The sequence below is a fragment of the Micromonospora humi genome (assembly GCF_900090105.1).
Lineage (GTDB): Bacteria > Actinomycetota > Actinomycetes > Mycobacteriales > Micromonosporaceae > Micromonospora > Micromonospora humi.
Genome location: NZ_FMDM01000004.1, coordinates 251,375 through 270,785, shown reverse-complemented (window position 1 = coordinate 270,785; position 19,411 = coordinate 251,375). Strand labels below are relative to the sequence as shown.

At 72.5% G+C, this 19,411-nt stretch carries 17 protein-coding genes; 7 read left to right on the top strand and 10 right to left on the bottom strand.

Annotated features, from left to right (window positions below):
* Window positions 1-46: 46 nt before the first annotated feature.
* Complete coding sequence (gene thrS / locus GA0070213_RS09565) at window positions 47-1,264, top strand: threonine--tRNA ligase (protein ID WP_091060916.1); 1,218 nt, start codon at window positions 47-49, stop codon at window positions 1,262-1,264.
* Between the two features lie 73 nt (window positions 1,265-1,337).
* Here thrS and GA0070213_RS09560 read toward each other — a convergent pair whose 3' ends face one another.
* The 4 genes from GA0070213_RS09560 to GA0070213_RS09545 form a co-directional block, all read right to left on the bottom strand.
* Entirely contained in the window at window positions 1,338-3,407 is a 2,070-nt protein-coding gene (locus tag GA0070213_RS09560) for an ABC transporter ATP-binding protein (protein ID WP_091061494.1), read from the bottom strand.
* Window positions 3,408-3,442: 35 nt separating this feature from the next.
* The gene (locus tag GA0070213_RS09555; protein WP_091060912.1) at window positions 3,443-5,176 is read right to left on the bottom strand and encodes an ABC transporter ATP-binding protein; all 1,734 of its coding nucleotides are present in this window, start codon (window positions 5,174-5,176) and stop codon (window positions 3,443-3,445) included.
* Window positions 5,170-5,691 carry a MarR family winged helix-turn-helix transcriptional regulator gene (locus GA0070213_RS09550; protein ID WP_091060909.1) on the bottom strand — a complete coding sequence of 174 codons (522 nt, stop codon included), beginning with the start codon at window positions 5,689-5,691 and terminating at the stop codon, window positions 5,170-5,172. Before GA0070213_RS09550 ends, GA0070213_RS09555 begins: the two co-directional genes overlap by 7 nt.
* 62 nt (window positions 5,692-5,753) lie before the next feature.
* Complete coding sequence (locus GA0070213_RS09545; RefSeq protein ID WP_091060906.1) at window positions 5,754-6,281, bottom strand: MarR family winged helix-turn-helix transcriptional regulator; 528 nt, start codon at window positions 6,279-6,281, stop codon at window positions 5,754-5,756.
* A 56-nt stretch (window positions 6,282-6,337) separates the two neighbouring features.
* Between GA0070213_RS09545 and GA0070213_RS09540 the strand changes: the two genes are divergently transcribed.
* Window positions 6,338-7,957, top strand: coding sequence for a DHA2 family efflux MFS transporter permease subunit (locus tag GA0070213_RS09540; protein ID WP_342670493.1), 1,620 nt, complete (start codon window positions 6,338-6,340; stop codon window positions 7,955-7,957).
* A gap of 60 nt (window positions 7,958-8,017) precedes the next feature.
* Here the strand turns inward: GA0070213_RS09540 and GA0070213_RS09535 are convergent, their stop codons facing one another.
* The gene (locus GA0070213_RS09535) at window positions 8,018-8,461 is read right to left on the bottom strand and encodes a DoxX family protein (RefSeq protein ID WP_091060901.1); all 444 of its coding nucleotides are present in this window, start codon (window positions 8,459-8,461) and stop codon (window positions 8,018-8,020) included.
* Between the two features lie 86 nt (window positions 8,462-8,547).
* Between GA0070213_RS09535 and GA0070213_RS09530 the strand changes: the two genes are divergently transcribed.
* Window positions 8,548-9,096, top strand: coding sequence for a TetR/AcrR family transcriptional regulator (locus tag GA0070213_RS09530; protein WP_091060897.1), 549 nt, complete (start codon window positions 8,548-8,550; stop codon window positions 9,094-9,096).
* A 4-nt stretch (window positions 9,097-9,100) separates the two neighbouring features.
* On the opposite strand, the gene GA0070213_RS09525 is transcribed toward GA0070213_RS09530, so the two are convergent.
* Window positions 9,101-10,540 (bottom strand): GuaB1 family IMP dehydrogenase-related protein, encoded by a 1,440-nt coding sequence (locus tag GA0070213_RS09525; RefSeq protein ID WP_091060894.1) that lies wholly within the window; start codon window positions 10,538-10,540, stop codon window positions 9,101-9,103.
* 119 nt (window positions 10,541-10,659) lie between these two features.
* Complete coding sequence (locus GA0070213_RS09520) at window positions 10,660-12,414, bottom strand: acetyl/propionyl/methylcrotonyl-CoA carboxylase subunit alpha (protein WP_091060891.1); 1,755 nt, start codon at window positions 12,412-12,414, stop codon at window positions 10,660-10,662.
* Window positions 12,415-12,546: 132 nt separating this feature from the next.
* Between GA0070213_RS09520 and GA0070213_RS09515 the strand changes: the two genes are divergently transcribed.
* The 4 genes from GA0070213_RS09515 to GA0070213_RS09500 all read left to right on the top strand — a co-directional run bounded on the left by GA0070213_RS09515 (window position 12,547) and on the right by GA0070213_RS09500 (window position 16,499).
* Complete coding sequence (locus GA0070213_RS09515) at window positions 12,547-13,140, top strand: PadR family transcriptional regulator (RefSeq protein ID WP_091060887.1); 594 nt, start codon at window positions 12,547-12,549, stop codon at window positions 13,138-13,140.
* Between the two features lie 94 nt (window positions 13,141-13,234).
* Window positions 13,235-14,194 carry an ATP-binding cassette domain-containing protein gene (locus GA0070213_RS09510; protein ID WP_091060885.1) on the top strand — a complete coding sequence of 320 codons (960 nt, stop codon included), beginning with the start codon at window positions 13,235-13,237 and terminating at the stop codon, window positions 14,192-14,194.
* Between the two features lie 17 nt (window positions 14,195-14,211).
* The gene (locus GA0070213_RS09505; RefSeq protein ID WP_091060882.1) at window positions 14,212-14,967 is read left to right on the top strand and encodes an ABC transporter permease; all 756 of its coding nucleotides are present in this window, start codon (window positions 14,212-14,214) and stop codon (window positions 14,965-14,967) included.
* A gap of 119 nt (window positions 14,968-15,086) precedes the next feature.
* Window positions 15,087-16,499: an MFS transporter gene (locus tag GA0070213_RS09500; protein ID WP_091060878.1), complete on the top strand. Its 1,413-nt coding sequence runs from the start codon at window positions 15,087-15,089 to the stop codon at window positions 16,497-16,499.
* Window positions 16,500-16,577: 78 nt separating this feature from the next.
* On the opposite strand, the gene GA0070213_RS09495 is transcribed toward GA0070213_RS09500, so the two are convergent.
* The 3 genes from GA0070213_RS09495 to GA0070213_RS09485 are packed head-to-tail and all read right to left on the bottom strand — an operon-like array spanning window position 16,578 to window position 18,867.
* Window positions 16,578-17,231 (bottom strand): O-methyltransferase, encoded by a 654-nt coding sequence (locus GA0070213_RS09495; protein ID WP_091060875.1) that lies wholly within the window; start codon window positions 17,229-17,231, stop codon window positions 16,578-16,580.
* A 9-nt stretch (window positions 17,232-17,240) separates the two neighbouring features.
* A complete protein-coding gene (locus GA0070213_RS09490; RefSeq protein ID WP_091060871.1) occupies window positions 17,241-17,897 on the bottom strand; it encodes a Maf family protein in 657 nt (218 codons plus the stop codon).
* 10 nt (window positions 17,898-17,907) lie between these two features.
* Window positions 17,908-18,867, bottom strand: coding sequence for a S8 family serine peptidase (locus GA0070213_RS09485; protein ID WP_245716325.1), 960 nt, complete (start codon window positions 18,865-18,867; stop codon window positions 17,908-17,910).
* Window positions 18,868-19,411: the final 544 nt, after the last annotated feature.

Here is a 19,411-nt window from a genome sequence, read left to right as displayed (position 1 = left end):
TCCGGGACCGCTCGCCTCCGGGTCGTACCCGATCAAGGAGAGCGACATGATCGACCACCGTAGGCTCGGCCGGGACCTGGAGCTGTTCGTCTCCGATCCGCTCGCGGGCGCCGGCCTGCCGATCTGGCTGCCGGCCGGCGCCGCCGCCCGGCACGCCGTCGAGGAGTACGTCCGGGAGCTGGAACGCCGGGCCGGCTACCGGCACGTCTACTCGCCGCCGCTGGGCAAACGGGAGCTGTTCGAGCGCTCCGGGCATCTCGGCTGGTTCGCCGACGACATGTTCCCGCCGATGCGGCTGAGCGCCGACGACGAGTTCGTGCTCCGCCCGGCGCTCTGCCCGCACCACGCACTGGTGTTCGCCGCACGCGGCCGGTCCTACCGGGAGCTGCCGCTGCGGATCGCCGAGCTGGGCGGGATGTACCGGGCGGAGCGTTCCGGGGTGCTGGGCGGGCTCTCCCGGGTACGCGCCATCTCGCTGAACGACGCGCACAACTTCTGCGCCCCGGAACAGGTCGGCGCCGAGGTCCGGGAGATCCTGCGGCTGATCGGCGAGGCGCACGCCGCGCTCGGCGTCCGCCCGGCCGGGTTCCGCCTGTCGGTGCGCGGGCCGGGGCAGCGGTACGTCGGCGACGACGCCGGCTGGGCGCGGGCCGAGGATCTGCTCCGCGCCGCGCTCGACGGGGTGGACGCCGTCGAGGCCCCCGGCGAGGCCGCGTTCTACGGTCCGAAGATCGACGTGCAGATCGTGGACGCGGCCGGCCGGGAGTCGACCATCTCCACCGTGCAGCTCGACTTCGACAAACCGGAGCGGTTCGACCTGTCGTACACCGACTCGGACGGGAGCCGGAAGCGGCCGGTGATGGTGCACCGCAGCCTGGTGGGCAGCATGGAGCGGCTGTTCGCGTACCTGATCGAGGTGCACGAGGGCGCGTTCCCGGCCTGGTACGCCCCGGTGCAGGTGCTGCTGCTGCCGATCGACGACGCGCAGGTCGACGCGGCCCGGCGGCTGTGCCGGGAGGCGGAGGCGGCCGGCCTGCGGGCCGAGGTCGACGCCGGCGGCTCGTTGGGCGCCCGGATCCGCGACGCGGCCCGCCGGCGCATCCCGTACGTCGGGGTGCTCGGTGACCGGGAGGCGGCCGACGGCTCGGTCTCGCTGCGCCTGCGCGACGGGCGCGGCCTCGACCCGATGCCCCGCGCGGACGCGTTGCGCCTCATCGGGGCCGTGGTCGCGAGCCGGTCGGCCGACCTGCTCCCGCCGGCCTGACCCGACCCCGCCGCCCGGGTGACCCACTGTCACCCGGGCGGTGCCCGGCCTCGGAGCTGTCGCGGGATCCACGTCAGTTCCCGACCGGCGTGCCGGTGGACCGGATCCCGGCCGGCGGGCCCGCCGGCGCCGGCACCTCGTCGGAGATCACCGCACCGGTGAACTGCGCCCGGTAGAGCCGCGCGTACGCGCCGTCGGCGGCGACCAGTTGGTCGTGGGTGCCCTGCTCGACGATCCGGCCCCGCTCCATCATCAGGATCAGGTCGGCGTCGCGGATGGTGGAGAGCCGGTGCGCGATGACGAAGCTGGTCCGGTCGGAGCGCAGCGCCGCCATGGCGCGTTGGAGCAGCACCTCGGTCCGGGTGTCCACCGAGCTGGTCGCCTCGTCCAGGATCAGCAGCGACGGCTCGGCCAGGAACGCCCGCGCGATGGTGATGAGCTGCTTCTCGCCGGCGCTGACGTTGCTGCCCTCCTCGTCGATCACGGTGTCGTAGCCGTCCGGCAGGCTGCGCACGAACCGGTCCACGAAGGTGGCCCGGGCGGCGGCCAGGATCTCCTCCTCGGTGGCGTCCGGTCGCCCGTAGGCGATGTTGTCCCGGATGGTGCCGCCGAAGAGCCAGGTGTCCTGCAGCACCATGCCGATCCGGCCGCGCAGGTCGTCGCGGCGCATGGTGCTGATGTCCACCCCGTCCAGGGTGATCCGCCCGGCGTCCAGCTCGTAGAAGCGCATGACCAGGTTGACCAGGGTGGTCTTGCCGGCGCCGGTGGGACCGACGATGGCCACCGTGTGCCCGGGCTCGGCGACCAGGGAGAGGTCGTCGATCAGCGGCTGGTCCGGGTCGTACCGGAAGGAGACCCGCTCGAACTCGACCCGGCCGTGCGGGTCGGTCACCCGGGCCGGCTCGGCCGGGTCGGCGCTCTGCTCGTCGGCGTCCAGCACCGCGAAGACCCGCTCGGCCGAGGCCACCCCGGACTGGAGCAGGTTGGCCATCGACGCGACCTGGGTCAGCGGCTGGGTGAACTGCCGCGAGTACTGGATGAACGCCTGCACGTCACCGAGGCTGATCGCGCCGGAGGCCACCCGCAGGCCGCCGACCACCGCGATGGCGACATAGCTGAGGTTCCCGATGAAGAACATCGCCGGCATGATGATCCCGGAGACGAACTGGGCGCCGAAGCTGGCCGTGAACAGCTCCTCGTTCTTGGCGCGGAAGGCGGCCTCCACCTCCTTCTGCCGGCCGAACACCTTGACCAGCTCGTGCCCGGTGTAGGCCTCCTCGATCTGGGCGTTCAGCTCGCCGGTGTGCGTCCACTGGGCGATGAACTTGCGCTGCGACCGCTTGGCGATCTGGCCGGTGACGATCACCGACAGCGGGATCGCGACCAGGGCCACCAGCGCGAGCAGCGGCGAGATCCAGAACATCATCCCGAGTACGCCGACGACCGTCAGCAGCGACGTGAGCAGCTGGCTCAGCGTCTGCTGGAGCGTCTGCGAGATGTTGTCGATGTCGTTGGTGACCCGGCTGAGCAGCTCGCCACGGGGCTGCTTGTCGAAGTAGGGCAGCGGCAGTCGGTTGAGCTTGTCCTCCACGTCGGCGCGCAGCCGCAGCACGGTGCGCTGCACCACGCCGTTGAGCACCCAACCCTGCGCCCACATCAGGACGCCGGCGACGACGTAGAGCGCGACCGCGAACGCCAGCACCCGCCCCAGCCGGTCGAAGTCGATGCCCACGCCGGGCACCACGTCCATCCGGGCCAGCATGTCGGCGAAGTTGCCGTTGCCCGAGGCCCGGGCCGCGGCCACCGCCGCCTCGGTGCTGGTGCCGGCCGGCAGCTGCCGGCCGATCACCCCGTTGAAGATCAGGTCGGTGGCGTGCCCGAGCACCTTCGGCCCGACCACGCTCAGGCCGACGCTGGCCAGCGCCAGCGCCAGCACGCCGGTGAGCGGGACCCGATGCGGCCGCAGTCGCCCCAGCAGCCGGCGGGCGGACGGCCCGAACCGCATCGCCTTCTCGGCCGGCATGCCCATGCTCATGTGCGGCGGGCCGCCGGGGCGCCGCCCGGCCGGCGGCAGCCGCTTCGGCTCGCCCTGCTGCGGGACGGCCGTGCCCTTGCCCGCCGTCACGCCGTGCTGGCCGGGCATGCCCTCACGGCCCTCGCTGCGCTCGGTGCGTTCGCTCATGCCGCCACCCCCGCGGTCTGCTGCGACGCCACGATCTCGGCGTACGTCGGGCAGTTCTCCAGCAGTTCCCCGTGCCGTCCCATCCCGACGACACCCCCGTCCTCGAGCACGATGATCTGGTCGGCGTCGACGATCGTGGAGACCCGCTGGGCCACGATCACCACCGCCGCGTCCGCGGTGACCGGCTTGAGGGCGGCCCGCAACCGGGCGTCCGTGCCGAGGTCGAGCGCGGAGAAGGAGTCGTCGAAGAGGTAGATCTCCGGCTTGCGTACCAGCGCGCGGGCGATGGCCAGGCGTTGCCGCTGGCCGCCGGAGACGTTCGTGCCACCCTGCGCGATCGGCGCGTCCAACCCGCCGGGCATCTCGGTCACGAAGTCGCGTGCCTGGGCGATCTCCAGGGCCGCCCACAGGTCCGCGTCGGTGGCGTCCGGGTTGCCGTAGCGCAGGTTGCTCGCCACCGTGCCGCTGAACAGGTACGGCCGCTGCGGCACCAGCCCGATCCGCCGCCACAGCTCGTCCGGGGCCAGCTCCCGCACGTCCACGCCGTCGACCAGGATCGCGCCGGCGGTCGGGTCGACCAGCCGCGGGATCAGCGTCAGCAGCGTGGTCTTGCCGGCGCCGGTGGAACCGATGATCGCCGTGGTCCGGCCGGGCCGGGCCCGGAACGAGATGTCGTGCAGCACCGGCGCGTTGGCGCCGGGGTACTGGAAGCCGGCGCCGCGCAGCTCCAGCTCGCCGTGGCCGGAGACCTCGGTCACCGGTGCGGGCGCCGGCACCACCGACGACTCGGTGTCCAGCACCTCCTCGATGCGTTCCGCGCAGACCGCGGCGCGGGGCACCATCATCAGCATGAAGGTGGCCATCATGACCGCCATCAGGATCTGCATCAGGTACGCCAGGAACGCGGTCAGCGCGCCGATCTGGATCTGACCGGAGTCGACCCGGCTCGCGCCGAACCAGAGCACCGCGACGCTGGAGACGTTGAGCACCAGCATCACGATCGGGAAGATCAGCGCCTGGAGCCGGCCGATGCGCAGCGCGGTCGCGGTCAGCTCGGTGTTGGCGACCCGGAAGCGGTCGGTCTCGTACGGCTCGCGGACGAAGGCGCGGACCACCCGGATGCCGGTGATCTGTTCGCGTAGCACCCGGTTGACGGTGTCGATGCGGGTCTGCATGAGCCGGAAGCCCGGCACCATCCGGCGGATGATCAGGCCCAGCGCGACGGCCAGCACCGGCACGCAGACCAGCATCAGCCAGGAGAGCCCGACGTCCTCGCGCAGCGCCATCACCACGCCGCCGACGCTCATGATCGGCGCGGCCACCAGCATGGTGCAGCTCAGCAGCACCAGCATCTGCACCTGCTGGACGTCGTTGGTGTTGCGGGTGATCAGCGACGGGGCGCCGAAGCGGGCGACCTCGCGGGCGGAGAAGCGGTTGACGTGCCCGAAGATGGCGGCCCGGACGTCCCGGCCGAAGCCCATCGCGGTCTTCGCGCCGAGGTAGACGGCGGCGATCGAGCAGGCGATCTGCAGCAGGCTGACCACCAGCATCCACCCGCCCGTACGCAGGATCTGGTCGGTGTCGCCGCGGGCGACGCCGCGGTCGATGATGTCGGCGTTCAGGCTGGGCAGGTAGAGCGAGGCCATCGTCCCGACGAACTGGAGCGCCACCACGGCGGCCAGTAGTCGTCGGTACGGGCGTAGGTGGGTGCGGAGCAGGCGGATCAGCACGGATGTCTCCCCGTTGGCGACTCGGTGTCGGACTCGCTGTCCCGGTTCAACCGACGGAGGTCCCCGTCGGACATGCCGGTGATGATTTCGGTCAGGAACTCGCGGATCACCGCACGCTTGGCCGGGTCGGCGTCGACCGAGGTCAGCGGCCGGTCGCTGTGGATCATGTCGATGATCGCGCGGGCGTGCTCCTGGCCCTTGTCGGTGAGTGTGAGCTGGACGGTGCGGCGGTCCTCGGGGCTCCGTCGCCGGACGACGAAGCCGTCACGTTCCAGGGTGTCGACGATGCCGGTGAGGGTGGCCGGCCGCACGAAGCACAACTCCGCCATCTCGCGGTGGGTGACGTCGCCGGAGCGCAGCAGGATCATCAGCACGCGCATGCCGGCGGAGGTGAGGCCGTGATGCTCGGCCAGGTAGCGCCCCCAGTGCTGCTCGACGACGTGGCCGGCGATGGAGACGAGCCGGCCGAGCGGCGCGTGCTGCAGCGCGTCGGGGAAGCGGACGAGCGGTCCCATGTTCACGGGCGCTAGATTAGCCCCCGAATCATCAGGCCCCAAACTAATTTCTGAGAATCACCTCAGCCGCCCTCGGCGCCGCCGCGTCGGGGCGGTGGCGGCTCGTCCGGGGCGCTCGCCACGTAGTCGCGCATCACGGCCGCTACCTCGCGCAGGAACATCGCGGTGGCCTCGGCCTGCTCCGGGGTGAGCCGGGCGACGGCCCGGTCGACGCCGACGAGCATCGGTCGCAGCGCCTCCAGCACCTCGCCGACCGCGTGCTCGGTCACCTGGAGGCTGAGCCGCCGGCGGTCGTGCGGGTGCGGGGCGCGGGCGACGTGGCCGGCGCGCACCAGCCGGTCGACGAGGGTGGTGGCGGACGCGGACCGGATGCCGAGCCGGTTGCCCAGCTCGACCGGGCCCAGCGGCTCGGGGCTGGAGATCAGGTGGTCGATGGCGGCGGCGTCGGTCGCGCCGATGCCGAGGCGGCGGGCCAGCGCGCCGCGGGTGTCCCCGGCGACCCGCAGCATCTCGCGCAGTGCCCGGGCGGCCTCGCTGCTCGGCGGCGGGCCGGTGGGCCCGGCCGCTCCGGTTGACGGCGACCCCTCCACGGGTTAAAGCTAGCATCTCGGGTAGCTAGAAAATCTAGCTAAAAGGGGAGGGTGCCATGCGCAGCGACGGGCGCGGACGCTGGTTCGGGCTGCTCGCCATCAGCCTCGGCGTCGCCATGATCATCGTGGACGCCACCATCGTGAACGTCGCGGTGCCGCAGATCATCCGGGACCTGGACATCACCGCCACCGACGCGCAGTGGGTGCAGGAGGCGTACACCCTGGTCTTCGCGGCGTTGCTGCTGGTCGCCGGCCGCTTCGCCGACCGGTCCGGACGGCGGCGGATGTTCGTCACCGGGGTGAGCGTCTTCGTGGTGGCGAGCGTGCTGGCGGCGCTCGCCGGCTCGGGCGAGGCGCTGATCGGCGCCCGGGTGCTCCAGGGCATCGGCGGGGCGATGATGCTGCCCACCTCGCTCTCCCTGCTCAACGCCAACTTCACCGGCCGGGAACGGGGCATCGCGTTCGCCGTCTGGGGCTCCACCATCGGCGGCGCGGCGGCGCTCGGGCCGCTGCTCGGCGGCTGGCTCACCACCACGTACTCCTGGCGGTGGGCGTTCGGGATCAACGTCCCGGTCAGCCTCGCCGTGATCGTGGGCACCCTGCTGCTGGTCGCCGAGTCCCGCGACGACCGCGCCGAACGCGGCGTCGACCTGCTCGGCGCGCTGCTCTCGGTGGTCGGCATGACCGGCGTGGTGTTCGCGCTGATCGAGGGCCGCACCTACGGCTGGTGGGAGCGGGAACGGCCGTTCAGCCTGTTCGGCCTGGACTGGACCGCCTCGATCTCGCCGGTGCCGGTGGCCGCGCTGGCCGGGCTGACCGCGCTCGGGATCTTCCTGGCCCAGCAGGTGCGCCGCAATCGGGCCGGCCGGCCCGCGCTGCTCGACCTGTCGCTGTTCGGCATCGGATCGTTCCGCACCGGCATCCTCGCCGCCGCGATCGTCAGCCTGGGCGAGTTCGGCCTGCTCTTCGCGCTGCCGCTGTGGTTCCAGAACGTGCTCGGCTACAGCGCCTTCCGCACCGGCCTGGCGCTGCTGCCGCTCGCCGTCGGCAGCTTCCTGGCCAGCGGCATCGGCGCACCGCTCACCCAGCGCTGGGGTGCGGCCCGGGTGGTGCAACTCGGCGTCGCCGCCGAGCTGGTCGGCGTCGCCGGGCTGGGCCTCGTGGTCGCGCCGGACACCCGCTGGTGGGCGCCGGTGGCGTTCCTCTTCGTCTACGGCGTCGGCGTCGGCCTGGCCACCGCGCAGCTCACCGGCGTCTCCCTGGCCGAGGTGCCGGTGCGGCGCAGCGGGCAGGGCTCCGGCCTGCAGAGCACCGCCCGGCAGGTCGGCTCGGCGCTCGGCATCGCGGTGCTCGGCACCGTGCTCTTCGCCGGCCTCGGCGGGCTCCTCGGCGACCGGCTGGCCGACCAGCCCGGCCTCGACCCTGCTGGGCGGGACCAGGTGGTGACCGCGGTCAAGGAGAGCGCCGGCGCGGCGATCACCGGGCTGGCGGCGGACCCGCGTACCGCGCCGATCGCCGAGGAGGCAAAGGCGGCGTTCTCCGACGCCACCCGCTACGCCGCGTTCACCGCCGCCGGCTTCCTGCTGGTCGGCCTGCTCGCCTGCCTCCGCCTGGGTGTAAGGAGGGGCCCCCGCTTAACGCATTCGGTAGAGGAGGGGGCCCCTGTTAACACCTGACGCCCACCACCCCGTCGACCGGAGCGGAGGAGCCGGCCCGGGGGGCAGGTCCGAGCGCGTTCAGTTGCCCAGGACGACCGCGAGCGCGGCGGCCACGAAGACGACCTGGAGTGCCGTCCGCGCGGCGAGCGGAGTAACCGGTCGGCCGGCGAGTGTCAGCCGGCGGCGGGTGGCCGAGACGTTGGCCGGGAACATGGCCAGCATCAGCAACGCCAGGCCGGCCGCCGCCCAGCGCGCGGTCGCCGGCGGGAGGAGGGCGACCGCGCCGGCGAGTTCCAGTACGCCGGTGAGCGTGACCAGCAGGTCGGGCCGGGGCAGCGCCGGGGGGACCATCGCGACCAGGTCAGCCCGCCGGGACGTGAAGTGGGCCGCGCCGGTCAGCACGAACATCAGGGACAGGCCGACCCGCAGCGCGGGGTGCCAGCCGTCGAGCGCGTCCACGCCGAGCGGGCCGGCGATCCGGGCCAGGGCGGTGCCGGCGAGAAGTGCGATCAGGGGTGCCACGGGTCGTCCCTCCGTCGTCCAATCTTGTCAGCGACAAGATTGCTGCCACGAGTGCTATCTTGTCAATGACAAGTTAGGGTGAGGTCATGACGTCCTCCCGCTCCTACCACCACGGGGACCTGCGCCGCACGCTCCTGGCCGCCGCGGTGGAGGCGATCGCCGAGTCCGGCCCGGCCGCGTTGAGCCTGCGCGACCTCGCCCGCCGGGCCGGCGTGTCGCACGCGGCGCCCGCGCACCACTTCGGGGACAAGGCCGGGCTGCTCACCGCGCTCGCCGTCCAGGGTTTCGACGGGCTCGGCGAGGCGCTGCGGGCAGCGGGCGACGACTTCCGGGAGAGCGGGGTCGCGTACGTCGTCTTCGCGGTCCGGCACCGCGCGCACTTCGAGGTGATGTTCCGCCCGGACCTCTACCGGGCCGACGACCCGGAGCTGGTGGCCGCCCGGGAGAGGACCGGGGAGCTGCTGCGCGGCGGGGTGTCCCGGCACACCGGCCGGGAGCCGGACGCGGACGCGCTGGCCGCCTGGTCGATCGCGCACGGCTTCGCCGAGCTGTGGCTGGCCGGTGCCCTGCCGTCGCGGGTGGGCGCCGACCCGGAGCCGGCCGCCCGGGCGGTGGTCGGCCGGCTCTTCTCCTGAGCGGTCACCAACTCGTCGGCAGCGGCATGCCCTCGGTGTAGCCGGCGGTGCTCTGCACGCCGACCAGCGCCCGGTCGTGGAACTCGTCCAGGGTGCGCGCCCCCGCGTAGGTGAACGCGCTGCGCACCCCGGACACGATCTCGTCGATCAGGTCCTCGACGCCCGGCCGGTTCGGGTCCAGGTACATCCGGGCCGAGGAGATGCCCTCCTCGAAGATCGCCTTCCGGGCCCGGTCGAACATGCTGTCCTCGGCGGTCCGCGCGCTCACCGCCCGGGACGAGGCCATCCCGAAGCTCTCCTTGTAGCGCCGGCCGTCGGCGTCGGTGTAGAGGTCGCCGGGGGACTCGTAGGTGCCGGCGAACCACGAGCCGACCATCACGTTCGAGGCGCCCGCGGCCAGCGCCAGCGCCACGTCCCGCGGGTGGCGTACGCCGCCGTCGGCCCAGACGTGCCGGCCCAACGAGCGGGCCGCGGCCGCGCAGTCGAGCACCGCCGAGAACTGCGGGCGGCCCACCCCGGTCATCATCCGGGTGGTGCACATCGCGCCCGGCCCGACGCCCACCTTCACGATGTCGGCGCCGGCCTCGACCAGGTCGCGTACCCCGTCGGCGGTGACCACGTTCCCGGCCGCGACCGGAACGCCCGGGTCGAGCTTGCGGACCGCCCGCAGCGCCTGCATCATCCGCTCCTGGTGCCCGTGCGCGGTGTCCACGACCAGCGTGTCCACCCCGGCCTCCAGCAGCGCGGCGGCCTTGCCGGTGACGTCGCCGTTGATGCCCACCGCCGCCGCGATGCGCAGCCGGCCCCGGTCGTCCACCGCCGGCGTGTAGAGCGTCGCGCGCAGCGCGCCCGCGCGGGTCAGCACGCCGACCAGGCGGCCGTCCGCGTCCACCACCGGCGCGAGCCGCCGCCGGCCCGCCGACAACCGTTCGAATCCGGTACGCGGGTCCGCGTCCGCCGGCACCGTGTGCAGCTCGGTGGACATCACGTGCCGGAGTTGGGCGAAGCGGTCCACCCCCACGGTGTCCGCCTCGGTCACCACGCCCACCGGGCGACCACCCTCGTCGACCACGATCACCGCGCCGTGCGCGCGCTTGGGCAGCAGGTGGATGGCGTCGCCGACGGTGTCGGTGGGGCCGAGCGTGATCGCCGTGTCGTGCACCAGGTGCCGCTGCTTGACCCAGCCGACCACGTTCGCGACGACCTCGATCGGGATGTCCTGCGGGATCACCGCGATCGCGCCGCGCCGGGCGACGGTCTCGGCCATCCGCCGGCCGGCGACCGCGGTCATGTTCGCCACCACCAGCGGCACGGTGGTGCCGGTGCCGTCGCCGGAGGACAGGTCGACGTCGAGCCGGGAGCCCACCTCCGAACGGTTGGGCGCCATGAAGACGTCGTTGTAGGTCAGGTCGTGCGCGGGGACCGCGCCATGAAGGAACCGCACCCGGCCATCATTCCCGCTCCCGGCGCTCCCCGCCGCCGCTGGTGGCCCAGACCACCCGTCGCCCGAGGTGTTAAGAAGGGGCCCCGCCTCTACCGGAGGCGTTAACAGGGGGCCCCGCCTTAACCCTCGATGGTGCAGATGGGGGCGCCGGCGGTGAGGACGGCGCCGACCTCGGCGGCCAGGCCGCGCACCGTGCCGGCCTTGTGCGCGTGCAGCGGCTGCTCCATCTTCATCGCCTCCAGCACCACGACCAGGTCACCCTCGGCGACCGTGTCGCCGTCGGCCACGGCGATCTTGACGATGGTGCCCTGCATGGGGGAGGCGAGCGTGTCCCCGCCGACCGCGCCGCCGGCCTTGCCCGTGCCGCCCCGGCGGGCCGGCTTGCGCGCGGCGGGCGCGGCGACCGCCGTACCCGCGCCGAGACCGGCGGGGAGGACGACCTCGATCCGCTTGCCGGCGACCTCGACCACGACGGTCTCCCGCTCGGCCGGACCCTCGGCGGCGCCGGCGGTGGCGGTGAAGGCCGGCACGGTGTTGTCGAACTCGGTCTCGATCCACCGGGTGTGCACGGTGAACGGCTCGCCGGTGAACGCCTCGTCCCGGACCACCAGGCGGTGGAAGGGCAGCGCGGTGGCCATGCCGTCGACCACCATCTCGTCGAGCGCCCGGCGGGCCCGCTCCAGCGCCTCGGTACGCGTCTCGCCGACGATGATCACCTTGGCGAGCAGCGAGTCGAAGTTGCCGCCGATCACGTCGCCGGCCGAGATGCCGGTGTCCACCCGCACGCCGGGGCCGCTGGGCAGCCGCAGGGCGGTGACGGTGCCCGGGGCGGGCAGGAAGTTGCGGCCCGGGTCCTCGCCGTTGATCCGGAACTCGATGGCGTGCCCGCGCGGCGTCGGGTCCTCGGTGATACGCAGCTTCTCGCCGTCGGCGATGCGGAACTGCTCGCGGACCAGGTCGATGCCGGCGGTCTCCTCGGTGACCGGGTGCTCCACCTGGAGCCGGGTGTTGACCTCCAGGAAGGAGATGGTGCCGTCCGCGCCGACCAGGTATTCCACAGTGCCGGCGCCGTGGTAGCCGGCCTCCCGGCAGATCGCCTTGGCGCTGTCGTGGATCTGGGCCCGCTGGGCGTCGGTGAGGAACGGCGCGGGCGCCTCCTCGACCAGCTTCTGGTGCCGGCGCTGGAGCGAGCAGTCCCGGGTGCCGACCACGATCACGTTGCCGTGCTGGTCGGCCAGCACCTGCGCCTCGACGTGGCGGGGCTGGTCGAGGTAGCGCTCGACGAAGCACTCGCCCCGGCCGAACGCGGCGACCGCCTCGCGGGTGGCCGACTCGAACAGGTGCGGGATCTCCTCCATGGTGCGGGCGACCTTGAGCCCGCGCCCGCCGCCGCCGAACGCCGCCTTGATGGCGACCGGCAGGCCGTGCTCGGTGGCGAACGCGGTCACCTCGTCGGCGCCGGCCACCGGGTCGGGCGTGCCCGGCACCAGCGGGGCGCCGGCGCGCTGCGCGATGTGCCGGGCGGTCACCTTGTCGCCGAGGTCACGGATCGCCTGCGGGGTGGGGCCGATCCAGGTCAGGCCGGCGTCGATCACGGCCTGGGCGAAGTCGGCGTTCTCGGAGAGGAAGCCGTAGCCGGGGTGCACGGCGTCCGCGCCGGCCCGGGCCGCCACGTCGATCAGCTTGTCGATGCGCAGGTAGCTGTCGGCAGCGGTGTCGCCGCCCAGGGCGTACGCCTCGTCGGCGAGCGTGGCGTGCAGGGCGTCCCGGTCGGAGTCCGCGTACACGGCGACGCTTGCCAGCCCGGCGTCGCGGCAGGCGCGGATGACGCGGACGGCGATCTCGCCGCGGTTGGCGATGAGGACCTTGCGCACCTTGGGGCTCCTCCCGGGAGGTCGATGCCGGGAGTGTATCGGCCGGCATGCAGGCCCTAACGATCGCTCAGTGTGGGATGCCGCACTGTAGTCAAACTTGGTTATTACGCTTGTCCGGTGTCGGCGACGCGGATGATGATTCTGGGCCTGGTCAGGTGGATGCAGCCGGTGCACGGCTACGACGTGCGCCGCGAGCTGCTGAGCTGGAGTGCGGACAAGTGGGCGAACGTGCAGCCCGGTTCGATCTACCACGCGCTGCGCAAGCTCACCGACGAGGGGCTGCTGCGGACGGTCTCGGTGGAGCAGGTGGGCGCCCGTCCGGCCCGCACCACGTACGAGGTGACCGCGAAGGGGGAGGACGAGTTCGAGACGTTGCTGCGGGCGCAGTGGTGGCAGCTCCACGAGTCGCCGGACTCGTTCGCGGTGGCGTTCTCGTTCCTGCCGGCGATGCCCCGGGACGAGGCCGCGGCGGCGCTGCGCAACCGGGCCAACCTGCTGCGCGCCGGCGTCGAGTCGATGCGCGCGTCGTTGGACTCGGACTGGGTGCGCACCCGCAAGCCGGTGCACGTGGGCTGGATGTTCGAGCTGTGGCTGGCCCGGGCGGAGGCCGAGACGGCCTGGTGCGAGCGGATCGCGCAGCGGATCGAGTCCGGGGTGTCGTACCTGCCCGCGGGGATGGAGCGCGGGGAGGACTGGTCCGGCTGGACCGACGGTGACACGAAATAATCAACGTTGACCACAAGAGCTATATCGCGTTAGCCTCGACGCGAACCGCTGACCGGTGGCCGGGCAACTCCGGCCCGGACGACCAGGAGCAGAAATGATCGAGACCAGGGGGCTGCGGAAGTCGTTCCGCTCCCGCGCGGGTCGCGAGACGAAGACCGTGGACGCGGTGCGCGGCGTCAACCTCGACGTCGCCGCGGGGGAGATCTTCGGCTTCCTCGGGCCCAACGGCGCCGGCAAGACCACCACCCTGCGGATGCTCGCGACCCTCATCGAGCCGGACGGCGGCGAGGCCACCATCGCCGGCGCCGACCTGCTCAAGGACCCGGCCGGGGTGCGTCGCCGGATCGGCTACGTGCCGCAGGGCGGCAGCACCTGGGACGAGTCCAGCGCCCGTGAGGAGCTGGTGCTCCAGGCCCGCCTCTACGGCATCTCCAAGGCCGACGCGAACCGGCGCGCCACCCGCGCGTTGGACGCCTTCCAGCTCAGCGAGTACGCCGACCGCAAGTGCAAGACCTACTCCGGCGGCCAGCGCCGACGGGTCGAGATCGCGCTCGGCATCATCCACGAGCCGAAGATCGTCTTCCTGGACGAGCCGACCACCGGCCTCGACCCGCAGAGCCGCGCGCACATGTGGGACGAGATCCGTCGGCTGCGCACCGAGGGGATGACCGTCTTCATCACCACGCACTACCTCGACGAGGCCGACGCGCTCTGCGACCGGATCGCGATCATGGACCATGGCGAGGTGGTCGCGGAGGGCACCCCGGCCGAGCTGAAGCGCGAGATCTCCGGCGAGGTGGTGATCGTCGGTCTGGACGTCGCGACCACCCCGCAGGCCGCGCAGCTGCTCGACACCGAGACGTACGTGAGCAAGCTGGAGACCGTCGACGAGGGCGGGCTGCGCCTCTACGTCGACGAGGGCGCCGTCGCCATCCCGCAGGTGCTGCGCCGCCTCGACCACGCCGGGCTGGAGCTGCGCTCGATCGAGCTGCACCGCCCCAGCCTGGACGACGTCTTCCTCACCAAGACCGGCCGCTCGCTGCGCGAGTCCTGACCCCCGGAGAAGCTGTCATGAAACTCGCCCGCGACACCTGGTTGATCTTCCAGCGCCAGGCGCAGCTGCTGCTGCGCAACCCGGTCTGGGTCTTCGTCGGCGTCTTCCAGCCGGTGATGTACCTGCTGCTCTTCGCCCCGCTGCTCAAGCCGGCGCTGAACGCGCCCACGCAGGCCGCCGCGTACAAGATCTTCGTGCCCGGCCTGCTCGTGCTGCTGGCCATCTTCGGCGGCCTGTTCCAGGGCTTCGGCCTGATCGCCGAGCTGCGCGCCGGCGTGATCGAACGTTCCCGGGTCACCCCGGTCAGCCGCCTCGCGCTGCTGCTCGGCCGCTCCCTGCGCGACGTGGTCTCGCTGATCGCGCAGGCCGTCATCATCACCGTGCTGGCGCTCCTGTTCGACCTGCGCGTCTTCATCGGCTACCTGCTCCTGGCCTACCTGATGCTCGCCCTCATCGCGCTGATGACCTCGGCCGTCTCCTACGGCGTCGCGCTCAAGGTCAAGAGCGAGGACGCGCTCGCCCCGCTGATGAACACCGTCGCGCAACCGGTGCTGCTGCTCTCCGGCATCCTGCTGCCGCTCACCTTCGCCCCCGGCTGGTTGCAGGGCGTCGCCAAGTGGAACCCGTTCTCCTGGGCGGTCGACGGCACCCGCGCGCTCTTCGACGGCGACCTCGGCAACGACAACGTCTGGCAGGGGCTCGGCATCATCGCCGTGCTCGCCGTCGCCGGCGTGGTCTGGGCCGCCCGCCAGTTCGCCCGCAGCGTCAGGTGAAAGGCGGGGCCCCCTTTTAACGCATTCGGTAGAGGAAGGGGCCCCGCTTAACACCCCCCGGGGAGACCTGTCTCTCATCCGAGGCGGGGCGCCGGTCGCGCGCGCGTAGCGTCGGGCCGGTGCCCCGCCTCACCCGTGACCGGACCACCTGGCTGACCTACGCCCAGCTGGGCCTCTGGGGCTTCTTCCTCTACGGGTTCGGCCCCGTCGTACCCCTGCTCCGCGACGAACAGGGCACCAGCGCCGCGGTCGCCGGCCTGCACAGCACCGGCATCGCGGTCGGCGCCCTGGCCGGCGGCGCGCTCTTCGCCCCGGTAGCCCGCCGCTTCGGCCGCGGCCCCGCCGTCTGGCTCGGCCTGGCCGGCGTGGCCGCCGGCGTCACCGCGCTCGGCCTGCTCCGCCCGCTGCCCGCCACCATCGCCGCCGTCGCGGTCGTCGCCACCTTCGGCATGATGGTGATCAGCGGCGTCAACGTGGTGCTCACCGCCCGGCACGGCCCCGCCGCCCCCGCCGCGCTCACCGAGGCCAACGCCGCCTGCGCCGGCATGGGCATCCTGGCGCCGCTGACCATCGGCGCCACCGTCGACGCCGGCCTCGGCTGGCGGCCGGTGATGGCCGTCGAGGTCGGGCTGATCACGCTTCTCGCGCTCACTGCCATGACCTTTCGGGTACGCCGACCGAAGGGCGCCCCCGCTGCCGCGGCTACCGCCCGATCCGCCGTGGCCCCAGCGGTCGTTTCCGTGCCTGCCGGTCCGGGTGTCGTCTCCGCACCCGCTGGTCCGGGGGTCGTTTCCGTGCCTGCCGGTCCGGGTGCGGAAGCCGGATCCGCCGGTGCGGGTGCCGTCGGGGCGTCGGCTGGCTCCGAGGTCGCGCGACCGGGTGCCGGGCCGCGCGAGATCCCGGGCGGTTCGCGTTCGGGTCGCAGGACGGGCAGTGGCCACGATCCCGGCTTCCCCGCGCGTTCGCGGCGGCTGCCGCGGGCGTACTGGATCGCCTGGGTGTTGATGTCGGTCACCGGGTCGATCGAGGTCTGCCTGTCGCTGTGGACCGCCGACGTGCTCCGGACCCACGCCGGGCTGAGCGCCGGCGGGGCGTCGGCCGCCGTCGCGGCGATCGTGTGCGGCATGTTCGCCGGCCGGCTCGCCGGCGGCCGGGCCGCGCTGCGCTGGCCGCCGGTGCCGCTGCTGCTCGGCGCGCTCACCGTCTCACTGGCCGGGTTCACGCTGTTCTGGGCGAGCCCGGTCGGCTGGCTCGCGGTCACCGGTCTGGTCGTGCTCGGCCTGGGCAACGCCCTGCACTACCCGCTGGCGATCTCCATCGCGCTCGCGGTGGCCGGCGGGGCCGCCGATCGGGCGGCGGGCTGGTCGTCGTACTCGATGGCTGTCGGTTTCGGGATCGCGCCCGTCGCGCTCGGCCGGGTGGCCGACGGCGTCGGACCGCACGCGGCCTTCCTGCTGCTGCCCGCGTTCATCGCGGTGGCCGTGCTGCTGACCGTGCGGCTGGGCCGGGCCCTGCACCCCGAGCCGGCCTGACCGCGCTCTTGATCGACTCCACTTCGGCGAAGTGGCGGGGTCCGGTCCCACCGGATACCGCCACCTCGCCGAACCGGCTCAAGGCACCCGGGCGAGCGTGACCCCGTCGGCGATCGGCAACATGACCGCCTCGACACGGACGTCCGCGAGCACCGCGTCGTTGAAGGCGGCGATGGCCCGGTCGTCCGCGTTGCGCGGGGCGAGCACCCGGCCGGCGCGCAGCGTGTTGTCGACCGCGATGACCGCGCCGGGACGCATCCGCGGCACCAGCTCGTCCCAGTAGACCGGGTAGCCGACCTTGTCCGCGTCGATGAACGCGAAGTCGAGGTGACGCTCCCGGGGCAGCTCCCGCAGCGTCTCGGCGGCCGGCCCGATGCGCAGCTCGATCCGGTCCTGGACGCCCGCCCGAGCCCAGTAGCGGCGGGCCACGCCGGTGTAGTCCTCGGAGATGTCGAAGCAGGTCAGCCGGCCACCCTCGGCCAGCCCGCGAGCGATCGCCAGCGAGGACAGACCGGTGAACGTGCCCACCTCCACCGCCTGCCGCACACCCAGCAGCCGGGTCAGGAAGGTGAGGAACGCCGCCTGCTCCGGCGCGACCTGCATGTCGGCCTCGGCCGGCAGGGCCGCCCGGGTCTCCTCGGCCAACTCCCGGACGACCTCGTCCGGGGTGGATCCGTGGGCCACCAGGTAGGCGTGCAGTTCCGGGGTCAGCGGCAACGGCTTCGTGGTCATGCCCGGACGTTAGCCGAGATGCTCGATCTCCTGGCCCCCCGGCGCGACCTTCGTCCACAGGTCGACGACGCGCAGCTCCAACTCGCCGAGGAGCCGGCGCAGCAGCGGCAGGGAGAGCCCCACCACCGTGCCCGGGTCACCCTCGATGCCGGTCAGGAACGCGCCGCCAAGACCGTCGATGGTGAACGCGCCGGCCACCGCCAGCGGCTCGCCCGTCGCCACATAGGCGGCGATCTCCTCGTCGGTGATGTCGGCGAAGTGCACGGTGGTCGACGCGACCGCTTCCGCGCGCGCCTCGCGCGTCACGTCGATCAGGCAGTGCCCGGTGTGCAGGACGCCGCTGCGCCCCCGCATCCGCTGCCAACGCCGGGTGGCGTCGGCCGCGTCGGCCGGCTTGCCCAGGATCTCCCCGTCGAACGCGAGCACCGAGTCGCACCCGAGCACCAGCGTGCGCTCGTCCCCGGCCGGACGCAGCCGGCCGAGCACGGCCTGCGCCTTCAGCCGCGCCAACTCCAGACACAGATCCTCGGCCCGATCGCTGACCACCTGCGACTCGTCGACGCCGCTGACCAGCACGTCGGGCTCGATGCCCGCGGCCTGGAGCAGCTTGCGGCGGGCAGGACTCTGCGAGGCCAGGACGAGGCGCAACGGCACGGAGGTCGACACCCTGCCGACGCTACCGGCTGATCCTCGGTGGCGGGTCGCCGGCACGTCGACGACGACGCCAGACCAGATAACCGCCGGCGGCAGCCAGCAGCACGCCGAGGGTCGCGAGGCCCCGAGCCGTGCCGCCGGCGTCGTCGCCGTCGGGCCCGGCCGCCGTCGAAGCCGGTGCGGTGACGCCGGTCGACTCGAAACCGATCGGGGGTACGTCGGCGGTGAGCGCGGCGACCAGGTCGATGACCCCGTAGCCGTACTCGTCGTCCCGGCCGGGTGGGCCCTTGTCGATGGCGGTCGCGGTGAGCCGGTGCGCGACCTCGGCGGCGGGGAGGTGGGGATACTTGGAGCGGATCAAGGCGGCGGCCCCGGCCACGATCGCGGTGGCGTCCGAGGTGCCAGTGCCGACTCGATAGCCTCCGTTGAGGCCCGTGCTGTAGATGTCGACTGCCGGCGCGACGACGTCTACCTCCGGACCGATAGCTGAGATGGCAGCGTGATCTCCGTGTTGGTCAGAGCCGCCGACAGCGACGACGCCAGGTTCGCTCGCTGGATAGCCGACGAATGGAGACTTGCTTGTATTGCCTGCGGCAGCCACAACAACTACATCCGCATTGATGGCGGACCTGATTGCGCGTTGCAGCCGAGTATCGGCGCCACCGGTCGCTGAGATGCTAATTACCTGAGCGTGGCGGGAGATGGCGTAATCGATGCCTTCTGCGAGCGCCTGCGAGGTGCCGTCCTGGTGCGCGGGTGACACATAGATTGGCAGAACCTTTGCCTTCGGGGCAATGCCTAGCGCGCCGCGTGTGGAGTCCTTGCTGTCGGCGGCAATCAGTCCAGCCATCCCAGTGCCATGCCCGTCCTGGTCGTTCAGACCGTTGCCGGATCCGCCAGGGATGACATCAGTGCCAGGTATTAGATTTCCGGACAGGTCGGGGTGCGGATCGACGCCGCTATCAGGGACGGCGACGAGCACTCCCTCACCCTGGCTTATAGCATGAGCATCGATTGCGCGCAGGTAATTCAGGTGCCATTGGCGTTCACTGGACTTGACAACAACCGTGTGCGGAGCGCCATATCCAGCGCCGCTTCCCGATGTGAAGAAGATTGCCGTCGTGGCAATGTGGACCCACAGCAACCTCACCGGGAAAAACCGATGGCTGGCCCTGGGTCGATTGGCCCGTCATCGTCAGGCGCTTGGACTACGGGATCAACCCCCTCGTCGGTCCTCCAAGGATTGTCGGGATCCCAGTTTGGTGCGGATTCCTGGTTGCGGCGCTGCACAGCTCGGCTCGATGAGCCGAGGCCGGCAGGCCCCGCGGACGCAGGACTGCCGCCGAGCGGGTGAAGGCCTGAAAGGCTTCCCTGCTGAAACTGGCGGCCCGCTCCTGGTCGAGAACCTGCTGCACCAGTAGGAGCAGTTCCAGCTGCGCCACCGCCAATGACGCCGCCGACCGGGTTCACGCGGCGAGGCGAGGAACCGCCAACAGGCTGCGTCATGCCTGGTTGAGGGCCACCTC

What these genes read in the sequence shown, in the direction of transcription:
- GA0070213_RS09505 (WP_091060882.1), top strand. Translation starts at nt 14,212, where the DNA reads ATGAAACTCGCCCGCGACACCTGGTTGATCTTCCAGCGCCAGGCGCAG.
- GA0070213_RS09540 (WP_342670493.1), top strand. Translation starts at nt 6,338, where the DNA reads ATGCGCAGCGACGGGCGCGGACGCTGGTTCGGGCTGCTCGCCATCAGC.
- GA0070213_RS09510 (WP_091060885.1), top strand. Translation starts at nt 13,235, where the DNA reads ATGATCGAGACCAGGGGGCTGCGGAAGTCGTTCCGCTCCCGCGCGGGT.
- GA0070213_RS09495 (WP_091060875.1), bottom strand. Translation starts at nt 17,231, where the DNA reads ATGACCACGAAGCCGTTGCCGCTGACCCCGGAACTGCACGCCTACCTG.
- GA0070213_RS09560 (WP_091061494.1), bottom strand. Translation starts at nt 3,407, where the DNA reads ATGCCCGGCCAGCACGGCGTGACGGCGGGCAAGGGCACGGCCGTCCCG.
- GA0070213_RS09530 (WP_091060897.1), top strand. Translation starts at nt 8,548, where the DNA reads ATGACGTCCTCCCGCTCCTACCACCACGGGGACCTGCGCCGCACGCTC.
- GA0070213_RS09515 (WP_091060887.1), top strand. Translation starts at nt 12,547, where the DNA reads ATGATGATTCTGGGCCTGGTCAGGTGGATGCAGCCGGTGCACGGCTAC.
- thrS (WP_091060916.1), top strand. Translation starts at nt 47, where the DNA reads ATGATCGACCACCGTAGGCTCGGCCGGGACCTGGAGCTGTTCGTCTCC.
- GA0070213_RS09550 (WP_091060909.1), bottom strand. Translation starts at nt 5,691, where the DNA reads ATGGGACCGCTCGTCCGCTTCCCCGACGCGCTGCAGCACGCGCCGCTC.